The organism is Armatimonadota bacterium, assembly GCA_029907255.1.
Taxonomy (GTDB): Bacteria; Armatimonadota; UBA5829; order DTJY01; family DTJY01; genus JAIMAU01.
Genome location: JARYMF010000014.1, coordinates 37287 through 55903, shown reverse-complemented (window position 1 = coordinate 55903; position 18617 = coordinate 37287). Strand labels below are relative to the sequence as shown.

At 45.4% G+C, this 18617-nt stretch carries 17 protein-coding genes; 11 read left to right on the top strand and 6 right to left on the bottom strand.

Translation table 11 applies throughout. The features are described 5' to 3' along the window. Nucleotides 1-32 precede the first annotated feature (32 nt). On the bottom strand, nucleotides 33-1382 hold the full coding sequence (locus QHH26_11830) for an FAD-dependent oxidoreductase (protein ID MDH7482645.1): 1350 nt from the start codon (nucleotides 1380-1382) through the stop codon (nucleotides 33-35). Nucleotides 1383-1712: 330 nt separating this feature from the next. Between QHH26_11830 and QHH26_11825 the strand changes: the two genes are divergently transcribed. Beyond that, nucleotides 1713-2168 (top strand): S1 RNA-binding domain-containing protein, encoded by a 456-nt coding sequence (locus QHH26_11825; protein ID MDH7482644.1) that lies wholly within the window; start codon nucleotides 1713-1715, stop codon nucleotides 2166-2168. A gap of 356 nt (nucleotides 2169-2524) precedes the next feature. Here the strand turns inward: QHH26_11825 and QHH26_11820 are convergent, their stop codons facing one another. Next, on the bottom strand, nucleotides 2525-2764 hold the full coding sequence (locus QHH26_11820; protein MDH7482643.1) for a hypothetical protein: 240 nt from the start codon (nucleotides 2762-2764) through the stop codon (nucleotides 2525-2527). 67 nt (nucleotides 2765-2831) lie between these two features. Here QHH26_11820 and QHH26_11815 point away from each other — a divergent pair, with 67 nt between their 5' ends. Both QHH26_11815 and QHH26_11810 read left to right on the top strand, forming a co-directional pair. Further along, nucleotides 2832-3635, top strand: a complete 804-nt coding sequence (locus tag QHH26_11815) for a hypothetical protein (GenBank protein ID MDH7482642.1) — start codon at nucleotides 2832-2834, stop codon at nucleotides 3633-3635. A gap of 32 nt (nucleotides 3636-3667) precedes the next feature. Continuing rightward, entirely contained in the window at nucleotides 3668-4861 is a 1194-nt protein-coding gene (locus QHH26_11810; protein MDH7482641.1) for a hypothetical protein, read from the top strand. Here QHH26_11810 and QHH26_11805 read toward each other — a convergent pair. The 4 genes from QHH26_11805 to QHH26_11790 form a co-directional block, all read right to left on the bottom strand. After that, nucleotides 4819-5286 carry a hypothetical protein gene (locus QHH26_11805; protein MDH7482640.1) on the bottom strand — a complete coding sequence of 156 codons (468 nt, stop codon included), beginning with the start codon at nucleotides 5284-5286 and terminating at the stop codon, nucleotides 4819-4821. The genes QHH26_11810 and QHH26_11805 overlap by 43 nt on opposite strands. A gap of 374 nt (nucleotides 5287-5660) precedes the next feature. Continuing rightward, on the bottom strand, nucleotides 5661-8003 hold the full coding sequence (locus QHH26_11800) for a SpoIIE family protein phosphatase (GenBank protein MDH7482639.1): 2343 nt from the start codon (nucleotides 8001-8003) through the stop codon (nucleotides 5661-5663). A 126-nt stretch (nucleotides 8004-8129) separates the two neighbouring features. Further along, on the bottom strand, nucleotides 8130-8972 hold the full coding sequence (locus QHH26_11795) for a sugar phosphate isomerase/epimerase family protein (protein MDH7482638.1): 843 nt from the start codon (nucleotides 8970-8972) through the stop codon (nucleotides 8130-8132). Nucleotides 8973-9086: 114 nt separating this feature from the next. Then, a complete protein-coding gene (locus QHH26_11790) occupies nucleotides 9087-9257 on the bottom strand; it encodes a 4Fe-4S binding protein (GenBank protein MDH7482637.1) in 171 nt (56 codons plus the stop codon). Between the two features lie 400 nt (nucleotides 9258-9657). Between QHH26_11790 and QHH26_11785 the strand changes: the two genes are divergently transcribed. The 8 genes from QHH26_11785 to QHH26_11750 all read left to right on the top strand — a co-directional run bounded on the left by QHH26_11785 (nucleotide 9658) and on the right by QHH26_11750 (nucleotide 18480). Continuing rightward, nucleotides 9658-9888 carry a BON domain-containing protein gene (locus QHH26_11785; GenBank protein MDH7482636.1) on the top strand — a complete coding sequence of 77 codons (231 nt, stop codon included), beginning with the start codon at nucleotides 9658-9660 and terminating at the stop codon, nucleotides 9886-9888. Continuing rightward, nucleotides 9885-12263, top strand: coding sequence for a glycosyl transferase family 36 (locus QHH26_11780; GenBank protein MDH7482635.1), 2379 nt, complete (start codon nucleotides 9885-9887; stop codon nucleotides 12261-12263). Before QHH26_11785 ends, QHH26_11780 begins: the two co-directional genes overlap by 4 nt. 55 nt (nucleotides 12264-12318) lie before the next feature. Beyond that, nucleotides 12319-12807 carry an Hsp20/alpha crystallin family protein gene (locus QHH26_11775; protein MDH7482634.1) on the top strand — a complete coding sequence of 163 codons (489 nt, stop codon included), beginning with the start codon at nucleotides 12319-12321 and terminating at the stop codon, nucleotides 12805-12807. Between the two features lie 35 nt (nucleotides 12808-12842). Further along, complete coding sequence (gene lon, locus QHH26_11770) at nucleotides 12843-15248, top strand: endopeptidase La (GenBank protein MDH7482633.1); 2406 nt, start codon at nucleotides 12843-12845, stop codon at nucleotides 15246-15248. A 117-nt stretch (nucleotides 15249-15365) separates the two neighbouring features. Continuing rightward, nucleotides 15366-16043 (top strand): BON domain-containing protein, encoded by a 678-nt coding sequence (locus QHH26_11765; GenBank protein MDH7482632.1) that lies wholly within the window; start codon nucleotides 15366-15368, stop codon nucleotides 16041-16043. Continuing rightward, nucleotides 16036-16344: a BON domain-containing protein gene (locus tag QHH26_11760; protein ID MDH7482631.1), complete on the top strand. Its 309-nt coding sequence runs from the start codon at nucleotides 16036-16038 to the stop codon at nucleotides 16342-16344. The genes QHH26_11765 and QHH26_11760 overlap by 8 nt, the downstream gene beginning before the upstream one ends. A gap of 89 nt (nucleotides 16345-16433) precedes the next feature. Further along, on the top strand, nucleotides 16434-16925 hold the full coding sequence (locus tag QHH26_11755) for a BON domain-containing protein (GenBank protein ID MDH7482630.1): 492 nt from the start codon (nucleotides 16434-16436) through the stop codon (nucleotides 16923-16925). A gap of 304 nt (nucleotides 16926-17229) precedes the next feature. Next, nucleotides 17230-18480 carry an aspartate kinase gene (locus QHH26_11750; GenBank protein ID MDH7482629.1) on the top strand — a complete coding sequence of 417 codons (1251 nt, stop codon included), beginning with the start codon at nucleotides 17230-17232 and terminating at the stop codon, nucleotides 18478-18480. The last annotated feature ends 137 nt before the right edge of the window (nucleotides 18481-18617 follow it).

Sequence of the window (18617 nt, the reverse complement as noted above, 5' to 3'; positions counted from 1 at the left end):
GAATATTAAAAACGGCGGCTCATGTACTAACCTTAGATAATTGCTCCCTGAGCTAGTAGGTAATCTCTTAGGAGTTTATAGTCCAGCTTCCGAGGAGTCACACCTTCCCTAACACAAAGCGCAGCAGCTATACCAGCCGCCTGGCCAAGTGCCATGCAATTCGGCATTATTCGAACAGCTCCCTGACCCTCGTGGGTTGCAGAAAGACATCGGCCTGCAACGAGAAGATTTTCAATTTCACGCGGCACCAAACACCGATAGGGAACCTCATACCAATCACCAGGAGGAGGAGCATTTGTTGGCTTTCCATCATCCGCACGCGAATAACCAATGCCAGTAGGACGATGGATATCCACTGGATACGCAGACCTCAACACAGGGTCAGGGAATTTTCTTCCAGCTACTACGTCTTCTGCTGTAAAGATATACTCGCCTAAAATACGACGTGTCTCCCTTACGCCAATTTGGGTTGCGGTTTGAACTAAGTAAGCATTCTCAAAACCTGGCACATAATTCCGGAAGAATTTCATCAAAGCCATCGTCTGCCGCCGCCCCTCTATCTCAGCTTGCGTTAAATCTTCCGAACGAGTACCATCCAACCCTCCAATGTGCGTCGTGTTCACCACGACGTGACCAGGCGTTGGTAATGCTATGAAGAAAACCATATCTTGCGGAAGTGGAAACTCGCCTTTACTACGTGCTTCGTCAACTTCCTTATAAAAGCCCGCAACTCCAACGGACGTTTTCAGCAGACGCTCTACATCCGCATCGGTTTGCGGCTTTGGAAAGCGCATTTGATCTGGGTTGTCCTTGGCATACATTAGCGCTTTGCGAATATCAACACCACCGATTGTGAACATAAGAGTCATCGCCTGAGTCATTCCATGTTCCGGGCTTCCCATCTCAAATGGTGCGCCTGCCATTGCCGAAACATCACCATCTCCAGTAGCATCAATTGTAACTGCGCCATCGAGGTTAATCGTCCCGCTTTTTGTTAAAATCTCAACGCCGATGACCCTTCTCCCAACAACGCGAACCCCTGTTATCCAAGAATGGAGAAGGAGGTGCCCGCCCGATTCGAGCAGCATTTCCTGTGCGACAAACTTCATCGCCTCTGGGTCGAATGCTCTTCCAAACATACCGCCCATATCTGCCATTCGGTCGCAAATTTCTTTAAAGAAACCTCCGACAAGCTGTTCACCCTTTGAAGTGCAGGAGCTCATAAAAGGATTAACCAGCCCAGCTGTCCCAAGACCGCCCAAAAATCCATAGCGTTCAATTAGGAGCGTCTTGACTCCAATTCTTGACGAACAAACGGCAGCGGCAATACCTGCAACGCCACCACCTGCCACAATAACATCGAAATTATTGTCAATATTCAATTTTCCACCTCTTGTTAAGCCAATTTTGCAGGGTAAAGAATTGCTATCCGACCGACATTATAACAAAAAAGCCTTTGCTAACATTAATAGGTTTTATTTTTTCTAGATGCCCGTATTAAAAATTAATAGGTTACTGGTAAAAATACCTGTTGACAAAGAAAATTCGCACCGATATACTGAGTGCCGATACATAGCGCACGCTGTACAAGCAATCACGCACCAACGTGCTATGGCTATGTGCTAAACAATTTAAGAGTCAATAATTGCAAAATCTCCACCTACAGATTTTTGTCAAGGTGGAAAAAGTAAGGAGGAACGCGCAAAAGTCTAATGGCTATAGAAATCGGAAGCACCGTCGACGGAGTAGTTGTAAAGGTAACTGAGTATGGTGCTATCGTCAGGATGCAAGGTGGAAAGACCGGCTTAATCCACATTTCCGAGATTGCGGATACGTTTGTCAGGGATGTCAAAGATTATTTCAAAGAGCACGATCGAGTTAGAGTAAGGGTCTTGAGCGTCAACAGCAAAGGGCGCTATGAACTCTCAACCAAGCAAGTTGAGCAGCCTCCTCAGGAGCCTCCGGAACCTCGCGAGCGTGAAAAATCTGTTGAGCGCCCTCCAGAAGAAATCAATCTCGGCCCTGAACCAGAAAGCGAACCTGAAACAACACCAGTAGCCCAAAGCTTCGAGGAAAGGCTATCACGTTTTGTTAAAGAAAGCGAAGAACGGCTGCTTCAGTTGAAACGCAATATCGAAAGCAAGCGTGGCAATAATAGAAGGCGCTAATTTCCACTGTTATCATCAGTGGACTCCTGAGGAGATGGTTTCAATTATTAATTTAATTGCTACTCTAAAAAGGTGAGTCCCTCTTTTAGACTAGCAAACTTAGCTGGGAAGTTCGCCTGATTATTTCCAGAACATATGTTTGAAACTCCGCTTCGATATAATATGAAACTTTTGGCAATAGACTTACGTCTATAATATTAAAAAGAGACTAAAAACTGACCCTATTCGTAAAAGCAAACGAACCTTCCCATGAAAGGGGTGACCGAAATGGTCATAAAAGTTAGACAGCTCCTCGCAATTACCATTCTTGCAGTATTTACTTTCGCACTCCTGGCACTCGCAATGGAAAATGCTTCCTATGCAAAAGGAGTAACCAAGACCGAAAAATCAAGTCCTAATTTTTGGGGCTCGGCGAATTCTCGTGCGAATATTCCACGGCCTACTAGTAATAGGCCTAGTATTAGTACTGGCTGGAATAGTAATAGATTCGAAAACAGCAGGTTGAGCTCATCATACAGGGGCACTGCATCTTGGGGTGGAACATCCTTCAACTCATCTTCAACAAAGCCCTTTTCGCCCGGAAACCCTGTATTCAAAAAGCCTTCCTCATCAACACCAAAAGACAGTGGTTGGTCGCCCCTAAGCATTAGTGGACGGTGGGAATTGCGAAGCTCAACCACACAACGTGATAAGCAAAGTGTTAATTTTAGTTCAAACAATTCTTCCAATGGCTCAACAAGAAAGGAGTATTCGAGCATAGGAAAAATCTGGTCCAGTCGCACGGAAAAACGGGACACGTCACTTGACCGGGAGAGGAAACGGGAGCGCACAGAAACGCACAAATACAAACGAGATGATTATAACCCCTACATTATTTCTTATTCAACTCGGCGCTTCTTTTACCCAAACTACTGTTATACCTATAGGAAAGATTACTGCTGGCCGTCAATATACTTCTACTATGGAACTCTTCCACCATATATCTTCGGGCCACGCATCGTTTTTATCCCAACGTTTGCAAACCGACACATCTGCGTTCAAATCCCAATCGCTATCAACTGGAATGATGACTATTATCTTTGTGACACCTACGGCCGCAGATTGCGCGAAGCACTAAATCGCATACAGCGCGCATGGGAAAGAGGCGATGAATATCTCATAAGAGACTACCTCAGGTTCAACTCACGCATCGCGGTTTATTTGAACGGCAAATACGCTTATTCCATTGACGCCGAAGATTATTATGATATGACGCGCGACGCCATGAGAAATATAAGGACGCGCAGTTTTATATTTGACAGGATTCACAAGCGTTCTTCCGATTGTGTTGTTGCATTTGGAACTCATATTTACGTTGATGAAGATAGCGGCTTTGTGAAAACCGTATACGTCTCTTATACGCTTGAACGATTTGGAAGCGATTGGTATATAACAGAGGTCGGATGTTCAACTTCTTACCCATGGTAATGGCGATAAAACGCAAGAAGAGAGTTTGAAAAATGAGAGCAAAACTCTCCATAAGGTTTTTCTGCGCGGTTCTTCTAATAACATTTGTCATGACCGCTATTTATATCAATGCACCACCCTTCTGCAAACCCGCAGTCGCCAAAGGTGTTACCAAGACTAAGCCAAATACTGATTCGTCTGAAACTTCAAGCGAGGAAAAGGAAAACAAAACCGAACCGCAAGAAAGTCCGAAGCCTTCTCCACCTCCCCCTCCGCCAGTAGAAAAGAAGTCCGAGCGAAGGGATGAATCAAGACCCTCCGAACAACCGAATGACGAGCTTTACCGTAGAAATGAGGAACAGAGAGACATCCCCTATCCTTCACCAGCCCACAGAGGACCTGGAACGCGCAACCTTGGCAGTCAAATTCAAAAACGAAGCGAACAGCGCGACCCTCTTTACGAATTCCGCCGGCATTTTCATGACGATTTTTTCTATCCTTATGATAAGCATTGTTATAGGTTTTACCCCCACTATGACATCGGAGCGATTGTGATAATCAATGACTATTGGGAGCGTAAGCATAAACCTTGGCGACGAATTTACGAATATCGGGAGCCACCCCCAGGGTCACTTGAGGAAGCACTTGTAGATATTCAGGCAACTTGGTGGGAAAAAGACCCCGAGTTCTTAATGTGGCATGTTGACCCCCATGGAGAAATAAGCATTTACTATAAAGGCAGGTACTCCCATACTCTTACCCCACGCCAAATATTTAAGCTTACTGCCGAAGCTTTAGACCAAATAGACACGACTGAGTTCAGGTTCACCACCGTTGAATTTCATGGGGATGAAGCAATTGCAAGGGCTAAGCACGTCTTTGTTGGTCCTGATCATCGAACACGCACCGCCTATTTGGCCTATTATCTCACCAAGACGCGTAATAGATGGGTAATTGAACAAATAGATTTTCGAAAGACGGACTTTGGCGCTCCACAATGCTTTATTGCCACGGCTGCATATGGAACACCAATGGCAAAAGAGGTGGTAATACTCCGAAAGTTCAGGGATGATTATCTCCTCACGAATTTACCAGGAAGAGCTATCATAGCCGTGTATTATAAAATAAGCCCGCCAATTGCAAGGTTTATAGCCAACCACGAGAATGCCCGTACTATAGTGAGGAAATCGCTCAAACCCTTAGTTCAGGCATGCAAATTGGCGGTCTCAGATGCGGCAGATAAATGAACCGATTCTTCGGCTAGTCGAGTATTCCTAAGTCTATCCGCGTATTTGACAATCCTAATAGTAGTACCTTCATCACCACGGATTAGCTCAACATTATCTGCAAGCTCCAAAAGCTTATCCCATTCCAATACCTGCAGATACTCATTTTGGCACCCGTTGTCAGAACATATCGGGTCAATAGCTTTGGAAGGGTCGGTTACCTCCACCGCCATGCATGTGCCATAAACAGCCAATTTGATGAAAAGGTTTTCCTCACATTTTCCATCTGCTCTGTCTATGGATATTGAGCATATTTCGCTTACCGCATCCTCGGTATCTGCAATATCTTTCCAACTCATCCCCAGCTTTGCGGCAAGACAGGCAACTATTTTGCGTAGTTGCGGCAGGTAGCGACGGCTTTTTCTTATTTGAACTTCCGTGGTCATGCTTCTTACTCTCCATCCATGTGCATTGTCAGAAATTGCAAAGATCTTGTCGTGAGGAAAACAAGCCTGTCATTGCCGATTCCGCCACTAGACAATGCTAAAATCGGCATTGGTTTATAGGTACAGCAGAAAATTTACCATGGGGCTACCAGGGCGTCAATGAAATTTGAAGGGTCAGAAATGTTATTTTTCGGCCATAAATTTGGCATGCAGAAAAGCTAAAAGTACACGTTAAATCTAGGAAAATCAAGAGTTTTCTCAATGCGGTTTGTTACGACATAGTCATATAATTCAGAGAGATTTCCCCGCGGTGCTCAAAAATTGGACATAATTGCGAAATGCATAATCCTACTAAACTTTAGCCCTAGAGTTCTTTATTTTAGTTCTTGCCCTGCCTTTACAACAAGCAACGCTAGGTCATCGTGGAGAACGCCCTTTGCATATTCACGGATGCGTAAATCCAGCTGGTCTACTATATACAGGGCATCCTCATGAGCGAACTGGCAGAACATTTCCTCAAGCCCTTCTATGCCCAAGAATTGGCCATTACGCCGGGCTTCTGTTGCACCATCCGTATATAAGAGAAGGACGTCCCCAGGCTCAAACTTGATGCTTTTTGAAGTAAATGGAAAACTTTCAACAATCCCAAGCGCTGTGCCCGTAGTAGCCAGCGACATACACAGCTTACGTCGGCTGCTATTGAGAAGTGGCAATTCATGACCAGCATTCACATATTCAAGCACGCCAGAAACCGTATCAAGCACACCATAGAAGCAAGTAATGAAAACTTGGCCACCAATAAACTTATATACCGCTTTGTTTAATTTTGTAATAAGGCCTATTGGATCGAGACCCTCAATTGCATATGCACGAACAGTATATTTTATCAGAGCCGTATGAATTGCTGCGCTCAGCCCTTTTCCTGATACATCAGCCATAACCAAAGCTACCTTATCAGGAGAAATTTCTATGACATCATAGAAATCACCGCCGATTTGTGCCTCCGCCAAAGCCGCCTCGTATCTATCAGCAAACTGGAAGCTACCAATTACCTGCGGCACATCAGGCAAGAAGGACCTCTGAAGCGTCTCTGATATCCGACGTTCTCGCTCATAAGCGCGCGCATTTTCTATCGCCACCGCACCTTGTGCAGCTACGGCTTGTGCAAGCCTTACCTGGCGCCGCGTGAATCTTCGCAATTCATCCTGAGTAAAAGTTATTCCATACCCTATCACATTTTCATGGAACACAAGGGGAACCGCAAGAAGCGACCGCAATTTGAGCTTTTCGGCGAATTCGGGCGGCACACGAGGATCATTTGCCGCATCGTGTATAACAATTGGTTTCCGTCTTTCCACAGCCTCCTTTACCATTTGAGCAGCCGCTGAAAGAGGCAAGCTCCAGCTCGCATGAAACTCTTTTTCTTCGGCAGATAAACCATGAGAAATTGCAGGTTTCAAGTATCCGTTCTCTACTAGCCAAAGTGCGGCTTTGCTTGCATCACACACATCAGCAAGGTTTCTGGCTACAACCATCAGCCGGTGTTCAAGGTCCATGGAAAACACCAATGACTGGGATACCCTAAACAATATGTTGGCTTCTCTTGCAGCCTTAACGGCTCGGTCATGCTCTTCCTCAAGTTGGCGTCTAGAGACCTCTAAGTTTTCCGCCATTCGATTCAGAGCGTCTGCAAGGTCTTCTAATTCATCTCTCGTTCGAACATTAATGCGCCAAGAAAGATTTCCAGCGCCTATAGCTTCGGCTCCCTCCTTGAGCTTCGATATGGGGATGGTTACTCGCCGAACCAAATACAACCCAAATAAACCAAAAAGAACGGCAAATAAAAATGCCCAAGCCAATGCTATTGCAAATGTTCCAGCCTGAGATCCAAAAGCTTCGCTTACTGGAACTTGAACAACTACAACCCAGCCAAGATCGGGAATCCGGTGAAAAACTCCTGCAACTTCCCTCCCTGATGGATCTGTAAAAATATCTTCTCGCGTAAGAGCAGTATCAGTTTTTCCTTCAAGAGCTTGTCGCACAGGGCCAAGCCGCGAGAAATCGGCACCTATTAAGTGCATGCGTTCTAGAGGATGGGCAATAACTCGCCCCTTTTTATCGACAACGAAAACATATCCCCCCCGCCCCATGCGAATTTTGCTTATAATATCTTTCGGGGTCTCAAGGCTGACAACACCAAAAAGCACCTCTGACGGAGGCTCTCCTGGCTGACCAATTGGCACAGCAACAAGAACCAAAGGGTAGTGAGGCATGACAAACTGAACATCACTAGTATAATTTCGCCCTGCCATTGCTTCTTTTATCGCCGCTCTTGTTAGAACTTGTGGGGGTTGCCAAGTGGCGCCCTTTTGTCGGACTATAACTTGGACAATCCCTGAAAAATCATAGATTGCCAATTGTTTAAAAAAGGGAAACTTCTTTTGCAAATCGGTCAGGGCTTGTCGCCTAGAAACCCAGTAAGCATGAGAAAGGCTAGCCGTTACCAAGATCGATTGCACATTGCCCATAAACTCACTAATGTCGTCTGAAACCGCTTCCGCAACCGCCTGCATCTCAGCAAAGATTCGGCGTTGCTCTCTTTCGGCACCCGTGCGCACTAGAATTCCTGCAATCACTACCGAAGGGATAATCACAGCAGCAAGGAGTACAACCAATAGCCTGATTTTTAAACTTATCTTTCTGTCAGTTGAAGGCATAATGCTACCTATTATCTGCAACCAATTATCTCTAAAATTATTATGACACTTTTGCCTTGAATAAAAACTGCAATTGACTGGCCCTTGGGAAGCTATTACTGCGGCAAGTATTTCATTTCCAAACTATTAATTAGGTGAAGCTAGAAGCGAACGCACGTAGGCAATGCTTTTTGAAACAGCAGCGGAAGGATCTTCATCGCCTTCGTATTCAATACTAAGATAGCCTTTGTAGCCTGTTTCTCTTAACACCTTCAAGCACTCCTGGATATCTGCATCGCCCTCACCAAGTACTGTCCCCATATATTTCCTGCCATCTGCGGCAATGCAAGCATTTCCCTGGTAACCAATAGGAACTTCTTTGTAATCCTTCAAATGTACGGAGATAATCCAAGGAGCCAACCTTCTAATTGCGTCTGCAGGGGATTGGTTTACAAGAAGAAAATTGCCTGTATCAACATTTACACGCAGTATAGGTGAGCCCACAGTCTTAATTACATCCTCGATTTGCTCAGCCTTACTAACCAAAAATCCATGGTTTTCAATAGCAAGCACCACCCCATGTGGTGCCGCGTATTTAACTGCTTCCACCAACCCTGTAACTATCCAATCAAGAGCAGTCTGAAACAAAACACCATTGGCAACAGTACCCAATAAAACCCTAACTACACCGCAGTTTAGGTTCACTGCTTCTTCAATGCCATTGTAGATACTATTTAGGGCTTCCTCACGCTGAACAAGATCAGGATTCACAAAGTTATTCCATACAGCCCATGTGCACACAGGCATTTTGGCTTCCTTTAATGCAGATTTGACTTTTCCAATTTCTGCGTTTCGGTCTCGCCAATAAAAACTGCTGAGCTCTACAGCATCTGCACCCAACTCTTTTGCCTTCCATATAAATTTCTCAAGGTCCATTTCACCTCGATAGAAATCCAGAGCAAAACTTCGAACACTCACTGCGACCTTCATTGCTTGCCTCCTCAGACGCGGAACTCATTCTTTCCAAAGCTGAAAAGAAAAACGGCACCCACCGACGGAACCATCCCTGGATGCCGTTCACGCAATTTTAATCTTTTAAAAAACTCAGTCCTCTACAATCGCTCCTGTCGGGCACACAGCCTGGCATGAGCCACAGTCGGTGCAAATATCAGGGTCAATTACGTATTTGGGGTCACCCTCTTTAATTGCTTCAAATGGGCATTCCTCAATGCAGGTTCCGCACATGGTGCATTCATCAGTAATCTTGTAAGCCACTAATGTTTCTCCTTTCTTATTTTAATCGCTATGAGTTGTGGGCTTAGCCCTACTTAAACATTTTCAAAACACAACAATCTAGATTTTAACGCATTTTTCATGTCTTGACTAGCCCCAATTATAAATCAACCTTACACTAAGATGCCCGAAGCATAAGCAAATAACATTTTGTTAGGCTAGATTGTGCACAATTGCAAATCAAGCGCTGGGTATGCTTGTTTCTGCTGAGTTTAGAACTATCGCACCCATGGGTAGGCATTTTGTAGCCGGATATCGTGCTTTTGAAGATATAATACAGGAATCGCAAAACTTCATAAAACGTAGATCTCATTCAACGCACTATAGTTGCTTTATAAGCTACCAAACATCCCAAAAAATAGAAGTAGGAGAGGTTTTGAAAATGACTGTCGCAGATGAAGCTTTATCAAACAGAGTTAGGAATGCACTTGCATCTGACAAACGAATAAGCGGACTGCCAATAGAGGTGCGTGTCTCTGCAGGGAATGTTTTCCTCAAAGGGTATGTGGAAAACCTCGAGCAAAGAGACGTCGCGCAGTTTATTGTTAGCGGGGTACCGGGGGTCAGGCATGTTAACGTTGACGAACTTTTGGTAAGGGGGTTGGATCAATGAGTAAATACGGTGATTTCTCGCTTGATGGGAAAGAGTATATCATGTATAGACCGGATACCCCTCGGCCTTGGATTAACTACCTCTCAAATGAAAAGTATTGTGCTCTTTGCTCACAAACAGGCGGAGGGTATTCATTTTATGAAACTTCAGGTTACAATCGAATCACCAAAGAATACCCTCCGTTTGTTGTGTACCGCGATTGTCCAGGCCGATTTGTATACCTTCGTGACATGGAAACTGGGGAGTACTGGAATATCAATTGGCAGCCGGTCCAAAAGCCATATGTAAATTGGGAATCCAGACATGGCCTAGGATACACAAAACTTAAATCGGAGTATAGCGAAATCGCAGGCGAGATTACATATTTTGTTCCAAGGCGCGATGATTGCGAAATCTGGATGGTAAAGGTTAAAAACGTCGGTGACAAACCTAGGAAGCTTGCGTCATTCTCAGCAATCGAGTGGTCGCTAGCAAACTATGCATTCAATTTAATTGAGGCGTCTTTCGCCCAACTTTTCAATGAGGTATATTTTGAAAATGACACAATCGTTGTTACCACACGGTTCTGGAACGTTGCGCCAATTGGCACCGGCAATCCAAATCTTCGGTGGGATAAGTATGCCTTTTTTACATCAAACATCAAGCCTGCCGGCTTTGATTGCCTGGAGGAAAACTTCCTAGGAGTTTACCGAGGCTGGGAACGTCCTATAGTAGTCGAACAAGGGCAATGCACAAATAGCTTAGGAAATGGAAGAGAAATCGTTGGTGTTCTTCAACATAACTTTGAGCTCCAACCAGGAGAAGAAAAGCGTTTTCTCATAATCTTAGGAGTAGCATCCCGCAAAGAGGATGCCTTTACTATGAAAGAACGATATGATAAGTGGGAAGAAGCAGAACATGCTCTCGAAGAGGTTAAAAAATATTGGGAAGGTTATATATCACACACTTGGTGTTTCACACCCGACCCGGATTTCTGCCTTTCTTTCAATATCTGGAACAAATACCAGTCCTGGATTACTTCACGGTGGTCAAGGATGGATTCCTATTACATCGGCGGCGCCTCAATAGTAGGTTTCCGCGACAGCTGGCAGGATATGCTGGGCGTCTTACCGAATAACCCCGAATGGGCACGCCAGCGAGCTCTTTATATTATTGAGCACCAGTTCCCCGATGGAAGCACACTGCACAATTGGGATCCGCTAACAAACATTGGAGTAAAAACCGGACACAGCGATGACCCCCTATGGCTTGTAATGGGTATCGTTGAATACATAAAAGAAACTGGTGATTTATCATTTCTTGATGAGCTAGCCCCTTACTATGACGGTGGAGCAGAGACTGTTCGCCAGCACCTAATCCATGCATTAGACTATAGTTTATCAAGGCTAAGCCCACGACGCATATCCTTGATGGAGGCTGCCGACTGGAATGATGGCCTCGACCATGTAGGCCGCCAAGGGCGAGGCGAAAGCACAATGGTCTCAGAGCACTTAGTTTGGATGCTGAAAGAATCATCTGTGATTCTCCGAGCTGCAGGTATGGAACAATTGGCTGAAAAATATGAAAAAGCTGCCGATGAAATTGCCGACGCAGTAAACGAACATCTTTGGGATGGTGAATGGTATGTTCGAGGCACGCGCGACGATGGCCAAGTCTTCGGGAGTTCAAAAAATCCTGAAGGCAAAATTTTCTTAAATGCCCAAAGCTGGGCGGTAATGAGCGGCATCGCCAAAGGCGAACGCGCGTTAACATGCATGCAAGCAGTCGAAAAGCATCTCGAAACCCAATACGGCCCAGTGCTATTCCTTCCGGCATACTCCGAGCCGAACCCCAAGATAGGAATAATCACCCGGTTTGCGCCCGGTACTAAGGAAAATGGAACAATTTTCAACCATCCTGTAGCATGGGCGGTCATGGCAGAATGCATACTGGGAAGAGGAGACCGCGCATACGACATTTGGAAAAGGAGTTCATTTATCACAAGGGGCAAGAACCCTGATGTTTACAAAGCTGAGCCATACGTTTATGCTGAGTATGTTCACGGCCCAGATTCGCAAGATTTTGGCCTTGGCGAGTTTACATGGATGACTGGAACAGCGGCGTGGATGTGGAAGGTCTCGCTCGAATGGATAATGGGCGTCAGACCTGAATTGGAAGGACTAAGAATAGATCCATGCATCCCAAGCTCATGGGATAGGTATTCGATAAAACGAACTTTTAGGAACGCTATTTATGAAATACACGTAGAAAATCCAGAGCACGTAAATAAAGGCGTTAAGAAGGTGGTTGTAGACGGAAAAGAGTATCCTTCAAACCTAATTCCAGCGTTCCAGGATGGAGCTGTGCACCAAGTTTATGTGACGATGGGGAAGTAATCTGTGCAAGATTCTTACAAGATTAAAGAATAGCTTAAGTGAGGTACGTCTGTAAATGTTCAAAGACTACGAAGACTTAATCAGACAAATGGAATTGGAAATGCAACGTTGTTCCGCTGAGGCTATGCGCCGACTACTCGAGCTTCCAGCCGAGGAACCCGAGTTTTGGGTTCCAAAAGCCGATACATATGAAACACCAGGCGAGCTAGTCGTGCGAGTCGAAATTGCTGGTGTGCCAAGAGAATCGTTGTCCGTTACATTGTCGGCAGACGGACGCATTCTCAACGTTCAAGGCAACAGGTCCGAAGCCTATGTAGATAACAGGCGCAAAGAACGCTACTATCAATTAGAATGTTATTTCGGGCATTTTGAGCGTGACATACCTCTTCCTCCTGGTATTTCGATTGACCGAAACCGAATTAGCGCCAAATATAAGGAAGGTTTTCTAATCGTAACTCTTCCCAAGCTTGAACACATACCAACTTCGCGCAAAGTACCAATTGAAGGACACACAGAGGAGGAGAAAAAGTCCGATAAGCATTAACTACAAAGACATTAAATCTACGGAGCAATTTGCATATGGAAGACGTATCATCTGAAATAATGGAAAACGTTGTAAACTCTGCAGAAGACCGAACGAAGATGCCAATTCCAGAGGAGCTTCGTTTGCTACCGCTGCGCGACACTGTCCTCTTCCCACTTGTCGTTAGCCCGCTTTCGGTGGGAAGAGAAAGTTCTATAAAGTTAATAGACGACGCTGTAACAAGTGGCGAGCGAATCATTGCTGTAGCCACACTGCGTGATCCCCAAATAGAACACCCAAAGCAGGAAGATATATATCCAGTTGGAACAGCCGTTGTCATACATACAATGATGCGCCTGCCCGATAACATCCGATTAATCGTGCAGGGCATCCAGCGAATAAGAATCCGAGAAGTTACTCAGCTTGAGCCTTACCTTCGCGCGAAGGTTGAGGTCCTTCCAGAGAAAACCGACTACACATCTGAGGAAACAATCGAGATTGAAGCACTTAGGCGAAATGTTGGCAACCTTTTCCAGCGCGTGGTCGCTCTATCGCCGAACATTCCTGACGAACTTCAAGCGTTGCCCAATACTGTAACTAAGCCAGGTTTTTTGGCGGACGCGATAGCCAATAATCTGCCCATCCCAACCCCCCAAAAGCAAGAACTCCTTGAGGCAGTAGATGTTCGCGAACGTCTTTCAAAACTCTTGGCAATTCTCTCTCGTGAAGTAGAAGTTCTTGAAATAGGTAGTCGAATCCAATCGCAAATCCAAAGCGAAATGACAAAAACCCAGCGCGAGTACTATTTGCGCGAGCAACTAAAGGCAATACAAAAGGAGCTCGGCGAAATAGACGAACGCACAATGGAGATTAATGAGCTTAAAGAAAAAATAGCAAAGGCAAAAATGCCTCCCGAAGCTGAGAAGGCAGCTAATCGGGAGCTTGACCGTCTTCAAAGAATGCCGCCTGGAGCTCCTGAGTATTCAATGTCTCGCACTTATTTAGATTGGCTCATTTCGCTACCTTGGAGCATAAGCACAGAAGATAATCTAGACATCCTACACGTTAAAAAGATACTCGACGAGGACCACTATGGCCTCGATAAGATCAAAGAACGAATTCTCGAATACCTTTCGGTAAGAAAATTCAAGGCATCCGGCGAGGTACGGCAACCGATTCTATGCTTTGTCGGGCCACCTGGCGTGGGAAAAACATCGCTTGGGATGTCAATTGCACGCGCTTTGGGTAGAAAGTTCGTGCGCATGTCGCTTGGCGGCATTCGCGATGAAGCCGAAATACGTGGACACCGCCGAACATACATTGGAGCATTGCCAGGCCAGATTATTCAAGGTATCCGGCGCGCAGGTTCAAACAATCCTGTCTTCATGATGGACGAAATTGACAAAGTCGGAGCAGACTTTAGAGGTGATCCCTCTGCGGCTCTTCTCGAGGCGCTTGATCCAGAACAGAATAGGGAATTTCGTGACCACTATATCGAGGTTCCATTTGACTTGTCCCGTACGCTGTTCATTACAACTGCAAATATGCTGGACCCAATCCTACCGCCGCTAAAAGACCGCATGGAGGTTCTTGAAATTGCTGGCTATACCGAAGAAGAAAAGTTGATGATTGCCAAGCATCACCTTATTCCAAAACAACTAGCAGAGCATGGCTTAAAAGAAGAAAACCTCATTTGGACTGACGATGCCATCTACACTCTAATTAGAGGATATACGCGCGAAGCCGGTGTCAGAAACCTCGAACGTGAGATTGCCGCAGTATGTCGCAAGGTAACCAGACAATTCGCCGAGGGCAGAACCGAAAGTGTCCACCTTGATCCTGACAAGCTAGTGGAATATTTGGGTGCACCTAGGTTCCAACATGAAGAAGTCTTGCAAAGAGTGCGAGTACCTGGGGTGGCAACGGCACTCGCATGGACTCCGATTGGCGGCGAGGTAATGTTTGTTGAGGCTGCCAAAATGCCGGGCCAAAGGGAACTTACAATGACAGGCATGTTAGGCGACGTAATGAAGGAATCTGCTCAAGCCGCTCTTTCCTATATTCGCTCTCATGCATCTGAACTAAATATTGACCCAGAGTTCTTTGCAAAAAGCGACATTCACCTGCACGTTCCGGCGGGGGCAATACCAAAAGACGGTCCATCAGCAGGCATAACCATAGCAACTGCGCTGGCATCTCTCCTCACGGGCAGGATTGTCAAGCCTGACGTAGCGATGACTGGCGAGATTACGCTTACTGGCAGAGTGTTGCCCGTTGGAGGAATTAAGGAAAAGGTTTTAGCAGCACGCCGTGCGGGAATTAAAACAGTGATACTACCAGCAGACAACCGAAAGGACGTCGAGGAAAACATCCCCGAAGACGTGCGTAAAGAAATGAACTTTGAGTTCGTTGAGAGCATTGATGAAGTATTCAAAATTGCACTTGATTCTCAAAAACCCTAGAGCAATAGGCTTTCGTAAAAGAAAGCTAAGTGTTCAATAAGATGATGAAAACATGGGCAGAGCAGCAAGTTCTGCCCTTCCCATTTCAATTGCTGACTACTAAAGAAGGAGGACAAGGTGAAGGTTCGTAGTGATGACGAAATTACTGGAGATATAATAGCCGCCTTTGGCGCATCGCCATATGTTAAAGAAACTAACATTATAGTAGAGACCCAGGATGGTAAAGTAATATTGTCAGGCGTGGTAGACACCCTTGAGGAAAAAGAAATTGCTGGAGAGATTGCCAAAAGTATCAAAGGAGTCAAGGCCGTAGAAAATGACATCACTGTTAGCAGCGATGGCGAACATCCCGACATTGAGATTGAAAAAGAATTAAGCGAAAAGTTTGCTAGCGAACCGGACCTAATATCTGTTGGTGCAAGATCCTATCATGGAACTGTCGTGCTAATGGGCAAGGTTCCAAGCCTGGCTGTTAAAAAACATGCCATTGAAATAGCCGAATCTGTAAAAGGAGTTAGGGAGGTTATCTGCGATATCCATATAGCACCGGGTAAACCAATTGATGATGTTACGATAGCCAATGACGTTGCAGAAGCAATTTCTGACGACCCACGGCTTACAGTTCTAAACCTAGACGTACAGTCTCACGATGGGGTAGTGCGCATTTACGGCGAAGTGACAAATGAAAAGCAACGAGACTTGGCAAAAGAAATTGCCTCAGCAGTTCCAGGCGTTCAGCAAGTTGAAAATCATCTGATAGTCAAAAAAGCCGAGGAAGAATATTCTTATGAATAAAAACCAGACTAATAAACTTTATGACATATATCAACCATTATTTAACCAATATGGCCCCAAGGCCGGAATCGAGCGTTCTGACGAAGAAATAAGAGGAGACATAATCCAAGCGTTTGAATCAAGCACCCAACTCGACCCTCGTGAAATCATTGTTGAAGTAAAAAATGGCGTAGTCACGCTTTCCGGCGTCGTGAACTCCGAAGAAGAACGTCTGGTAGCAGAAAATTATGCGCAAAATACAATTGGCGTAGTAGACGTTCATAATGAGCTTCAAACAAGACAAAACAACCAAATCATTTAACCGCATTAAATTCACCAATTCTGGTTTCAAATCCCATCGATTAGGAAAATAAAAATATTGCATCAATGCTACAAAAGGAGGTGTTAGTATTGGCAAACGGTTTCGCAATATGTCCTTGTTGTGGGAACCCACAAACCGGATGGCAAGGTGCTCCAATGTGGCCAGCACCAGCATGGGGAGCTGGCCCTGGATGGTGGGCTCAAGGATGGACAGCGCCAATGCAAAGCCCTGCTTGGAGACATTCTCCTTGGGCAGCTCCTTCATGGGGGTATGCTCCACCTTATACACCTGCCTACTACGGTGGACTGCCCACAGACTCCGAGATTGAAGAGATGATCTATGACGCAATTGACGCAGACCCGCTTATCCCGTTTGACGCCAATATTGACGTCACCGTAGAGGCGGGAACTGTTTACCTCCGTGGTGAGGTTCCAAGCAAGCGAATCAAACATGCTGCAGGAGATGATGCTTGGTGGATACCAGGCGTCGTAGATGTTCACAATGAAATAAAAGTTGTACCAAGACGTGCACGCCGGCCTGCAGAGGAAGAAGCAAAAGCTGAGGAGGCAAAAGTCGCGTAACATCACATTAAAAGCTGGGTGGTAATACCACCCAGCTTTTAACTAAATAGTGGACTCACAATATCTTTCTGCTTCAATTACCTTGTTGCCCCAACAGCAAAGCACTCTAACCGCCAACTCAAAAATACTCCCATCTTACGTTGCAAAATCATTAATATATTTAGTATACTATGAGGTAAGTTGAAGATGCCTGATGGCAAAATTTTGGGCTCTATAATGCAGGAAATTGCATAAAGGCGTTTAACCTTTTATCAGTATTATCATTTGGTTTTCATACTCAGGGACCGGGAAGGGGTTTGACGAAGTGATTGTTGTTCAGAAATATGGAGGAAGTTCGGTAGCTACAACAGAAAAGATTTGCTTAGTAGCCGACCGAATAAAAAAGGTTGCCAACGAATCAAATAAAGTTGTGGTGGTTGTGTCTGCAATGGGTGACACTACAGATGACCTTATTGCAATGGCAAAAGCCATCACCCAACACCCTGATGAACGCGAGCTTGACAAGCTTTTGTCAACCGGCGAACAAGCTAGCAGTGCACTTTTGACGATGGCACTTCACGAAATCGGTGTCCCTGCGGTTTCTCTTACAGGAGGCCAAGCAGGCATCATAACAGAGAAGGTACCGGGGAAAGCTCGAATTGCAAGTATTGATCCTACCCGTGTCCGTCAAGAACTCGAATCAGGAAAGGTTGTTGTAGTCGCAGGATTCCAAGGTATCACAGATAACGCAACTTGGGCTGATATTACTACACTTGGCCGAGGTGGCTCGGACACCACAGCAGTGGCCCTTGCTGCTGCCTTAAATGCAGATAAATGCGAGGTCTATACCGACGTGGACGGGGTCTTCACCGCTGACCCAAGGCTTGTACCACAAGCTAGGAAACTCGACCGAATATCCTATGAAGAAATGCTGGAAATGGCGGGACAAGGAGCTCGCGTTATGCATTCAAGGGCGGTTGAGTTAGCCGAACTTTACGGAATAGACGTATACGTAGCCCACAGCGCTAAGGACATAATAGGAACATTAATTACTAAGGAGGATGAGAGCATGGAATTAAGAAATCCCGTCCGAGGGATCGCACACGACACCGATGTTGCAAGGATTACTGTTTGTTCGGTGCCCGATCGCCCTGGGATTGCATATCAGATTTTCCACGCCCTAGCTGAGGCAAACATCAACGTGGACGTGATTGTCCAAAACGTTAGCAGTCATGGAGTAACCGACCTGTCATTTACCGTTAATCTTGCAGACCTAGCAAAAGCTGAGAAGGTGCTAGAACCTGTAATCAAAAAAGTTGGTGCAAAAGAAATGATAAGCTCCTCCGATTTAGCCAAAGTTTCGATTGTCGGTACGGGGATACGAAGCCATCCTGGCTATGCCGACAAAATGTTTGGCGCATTGGCGGCGGAGGGGATAAATATAGTCTCAATTACAACAAGCGAAATACGCATCACTTGTTTAATCCCCAAGGCTGATGTGCAGAAAGCTGTACAAGTGCTCCACTCGGCTTTCGAACTTGAAAAGGCAGATCCATCAACCGTAAAAATTGATTAACTGATAAACCACCCCTAATAACATTCGGCTTGCAGAAAACTTCCAATTCATTCTGCAAGCCGAATCCATTTTACTTTATTAGCTACAAATATTGCGCCTACCGGATGTTTTCCGCTTATAAGATTAATTTACTCCTA

Excerpts from the sequence above, each read along its gene's own strand:
- QHH26_11825 (MDH7482644.1), top strand. The coding sequence starts at position 1,713 with ATGGCTATAGAAATCGGAAGCACCGTCGACGGAGTAGTTGTAAAGGTA.
- QHH26_11810 (MDH7482641.1), top strand. The coding sequence starts at position 3,668 with ATGAGAGCAAAACTCTCCATAAGGTTTTTCTGCGCGGTTCTTCTAATA.
- QHH26_11805 (MDH7482640.1), bottom strand. The coding sequence starts at position 5,286 with ATGACCACGGAAGTTCAAATAAGAAAAAGCCGTCGCTACCTGCCGCAA.
- QHH26_11800 (MDH7482639.1), bottom strand. The coding sequence starts at position 8,003 with ATGCCTTCAACTGACAGAAAGATAAGTTTAAAAATCAGGCTATTGGTT.
- QHH26_11795 (MDH7482638.1), bottom strand. The coding sequence starts at position 8,972 with ATGAAGGTCGCAGTGAGTGTTCGAAGTTTTGCTCTGGATTTCTATCGA.
- QHH26_11785 (MDH7482636.1), top strand. The coding sequence starts at position 9,658 with ATGACTGTCGCAGATGAAGCTTTATCAAACAGAGTTAGGAATGCACTT.
- QHH26_11780 (MDH7482635.1), top strand. The coding sequence starts at position 9,885 with ATGAGTAAATACGGTGATTTCTCGCTTGATGGGAAAGAGTATATCATG.
- QHH26_11775 (MDH7482634.1), top strand. The coding sequence starts at position 12,319 with ATGTTCAAAGACTACGAAGACTTAATCAGACAAATGGAATTGGAAATG.
- lon (MDH7482633.1), top strand. The coding sequence starts at position 12,843 with ATGGAAGACGTATCATCTGAAATAATGGAAAACGTTGTAAACTCTGCA.
- QHH26_11760 (MDH7482631.1), top strand. The coding sequence starts at position 16,036 with ATGAATAAAAACCAGACTAATAAACTTTATGACATATATCAACCATTA.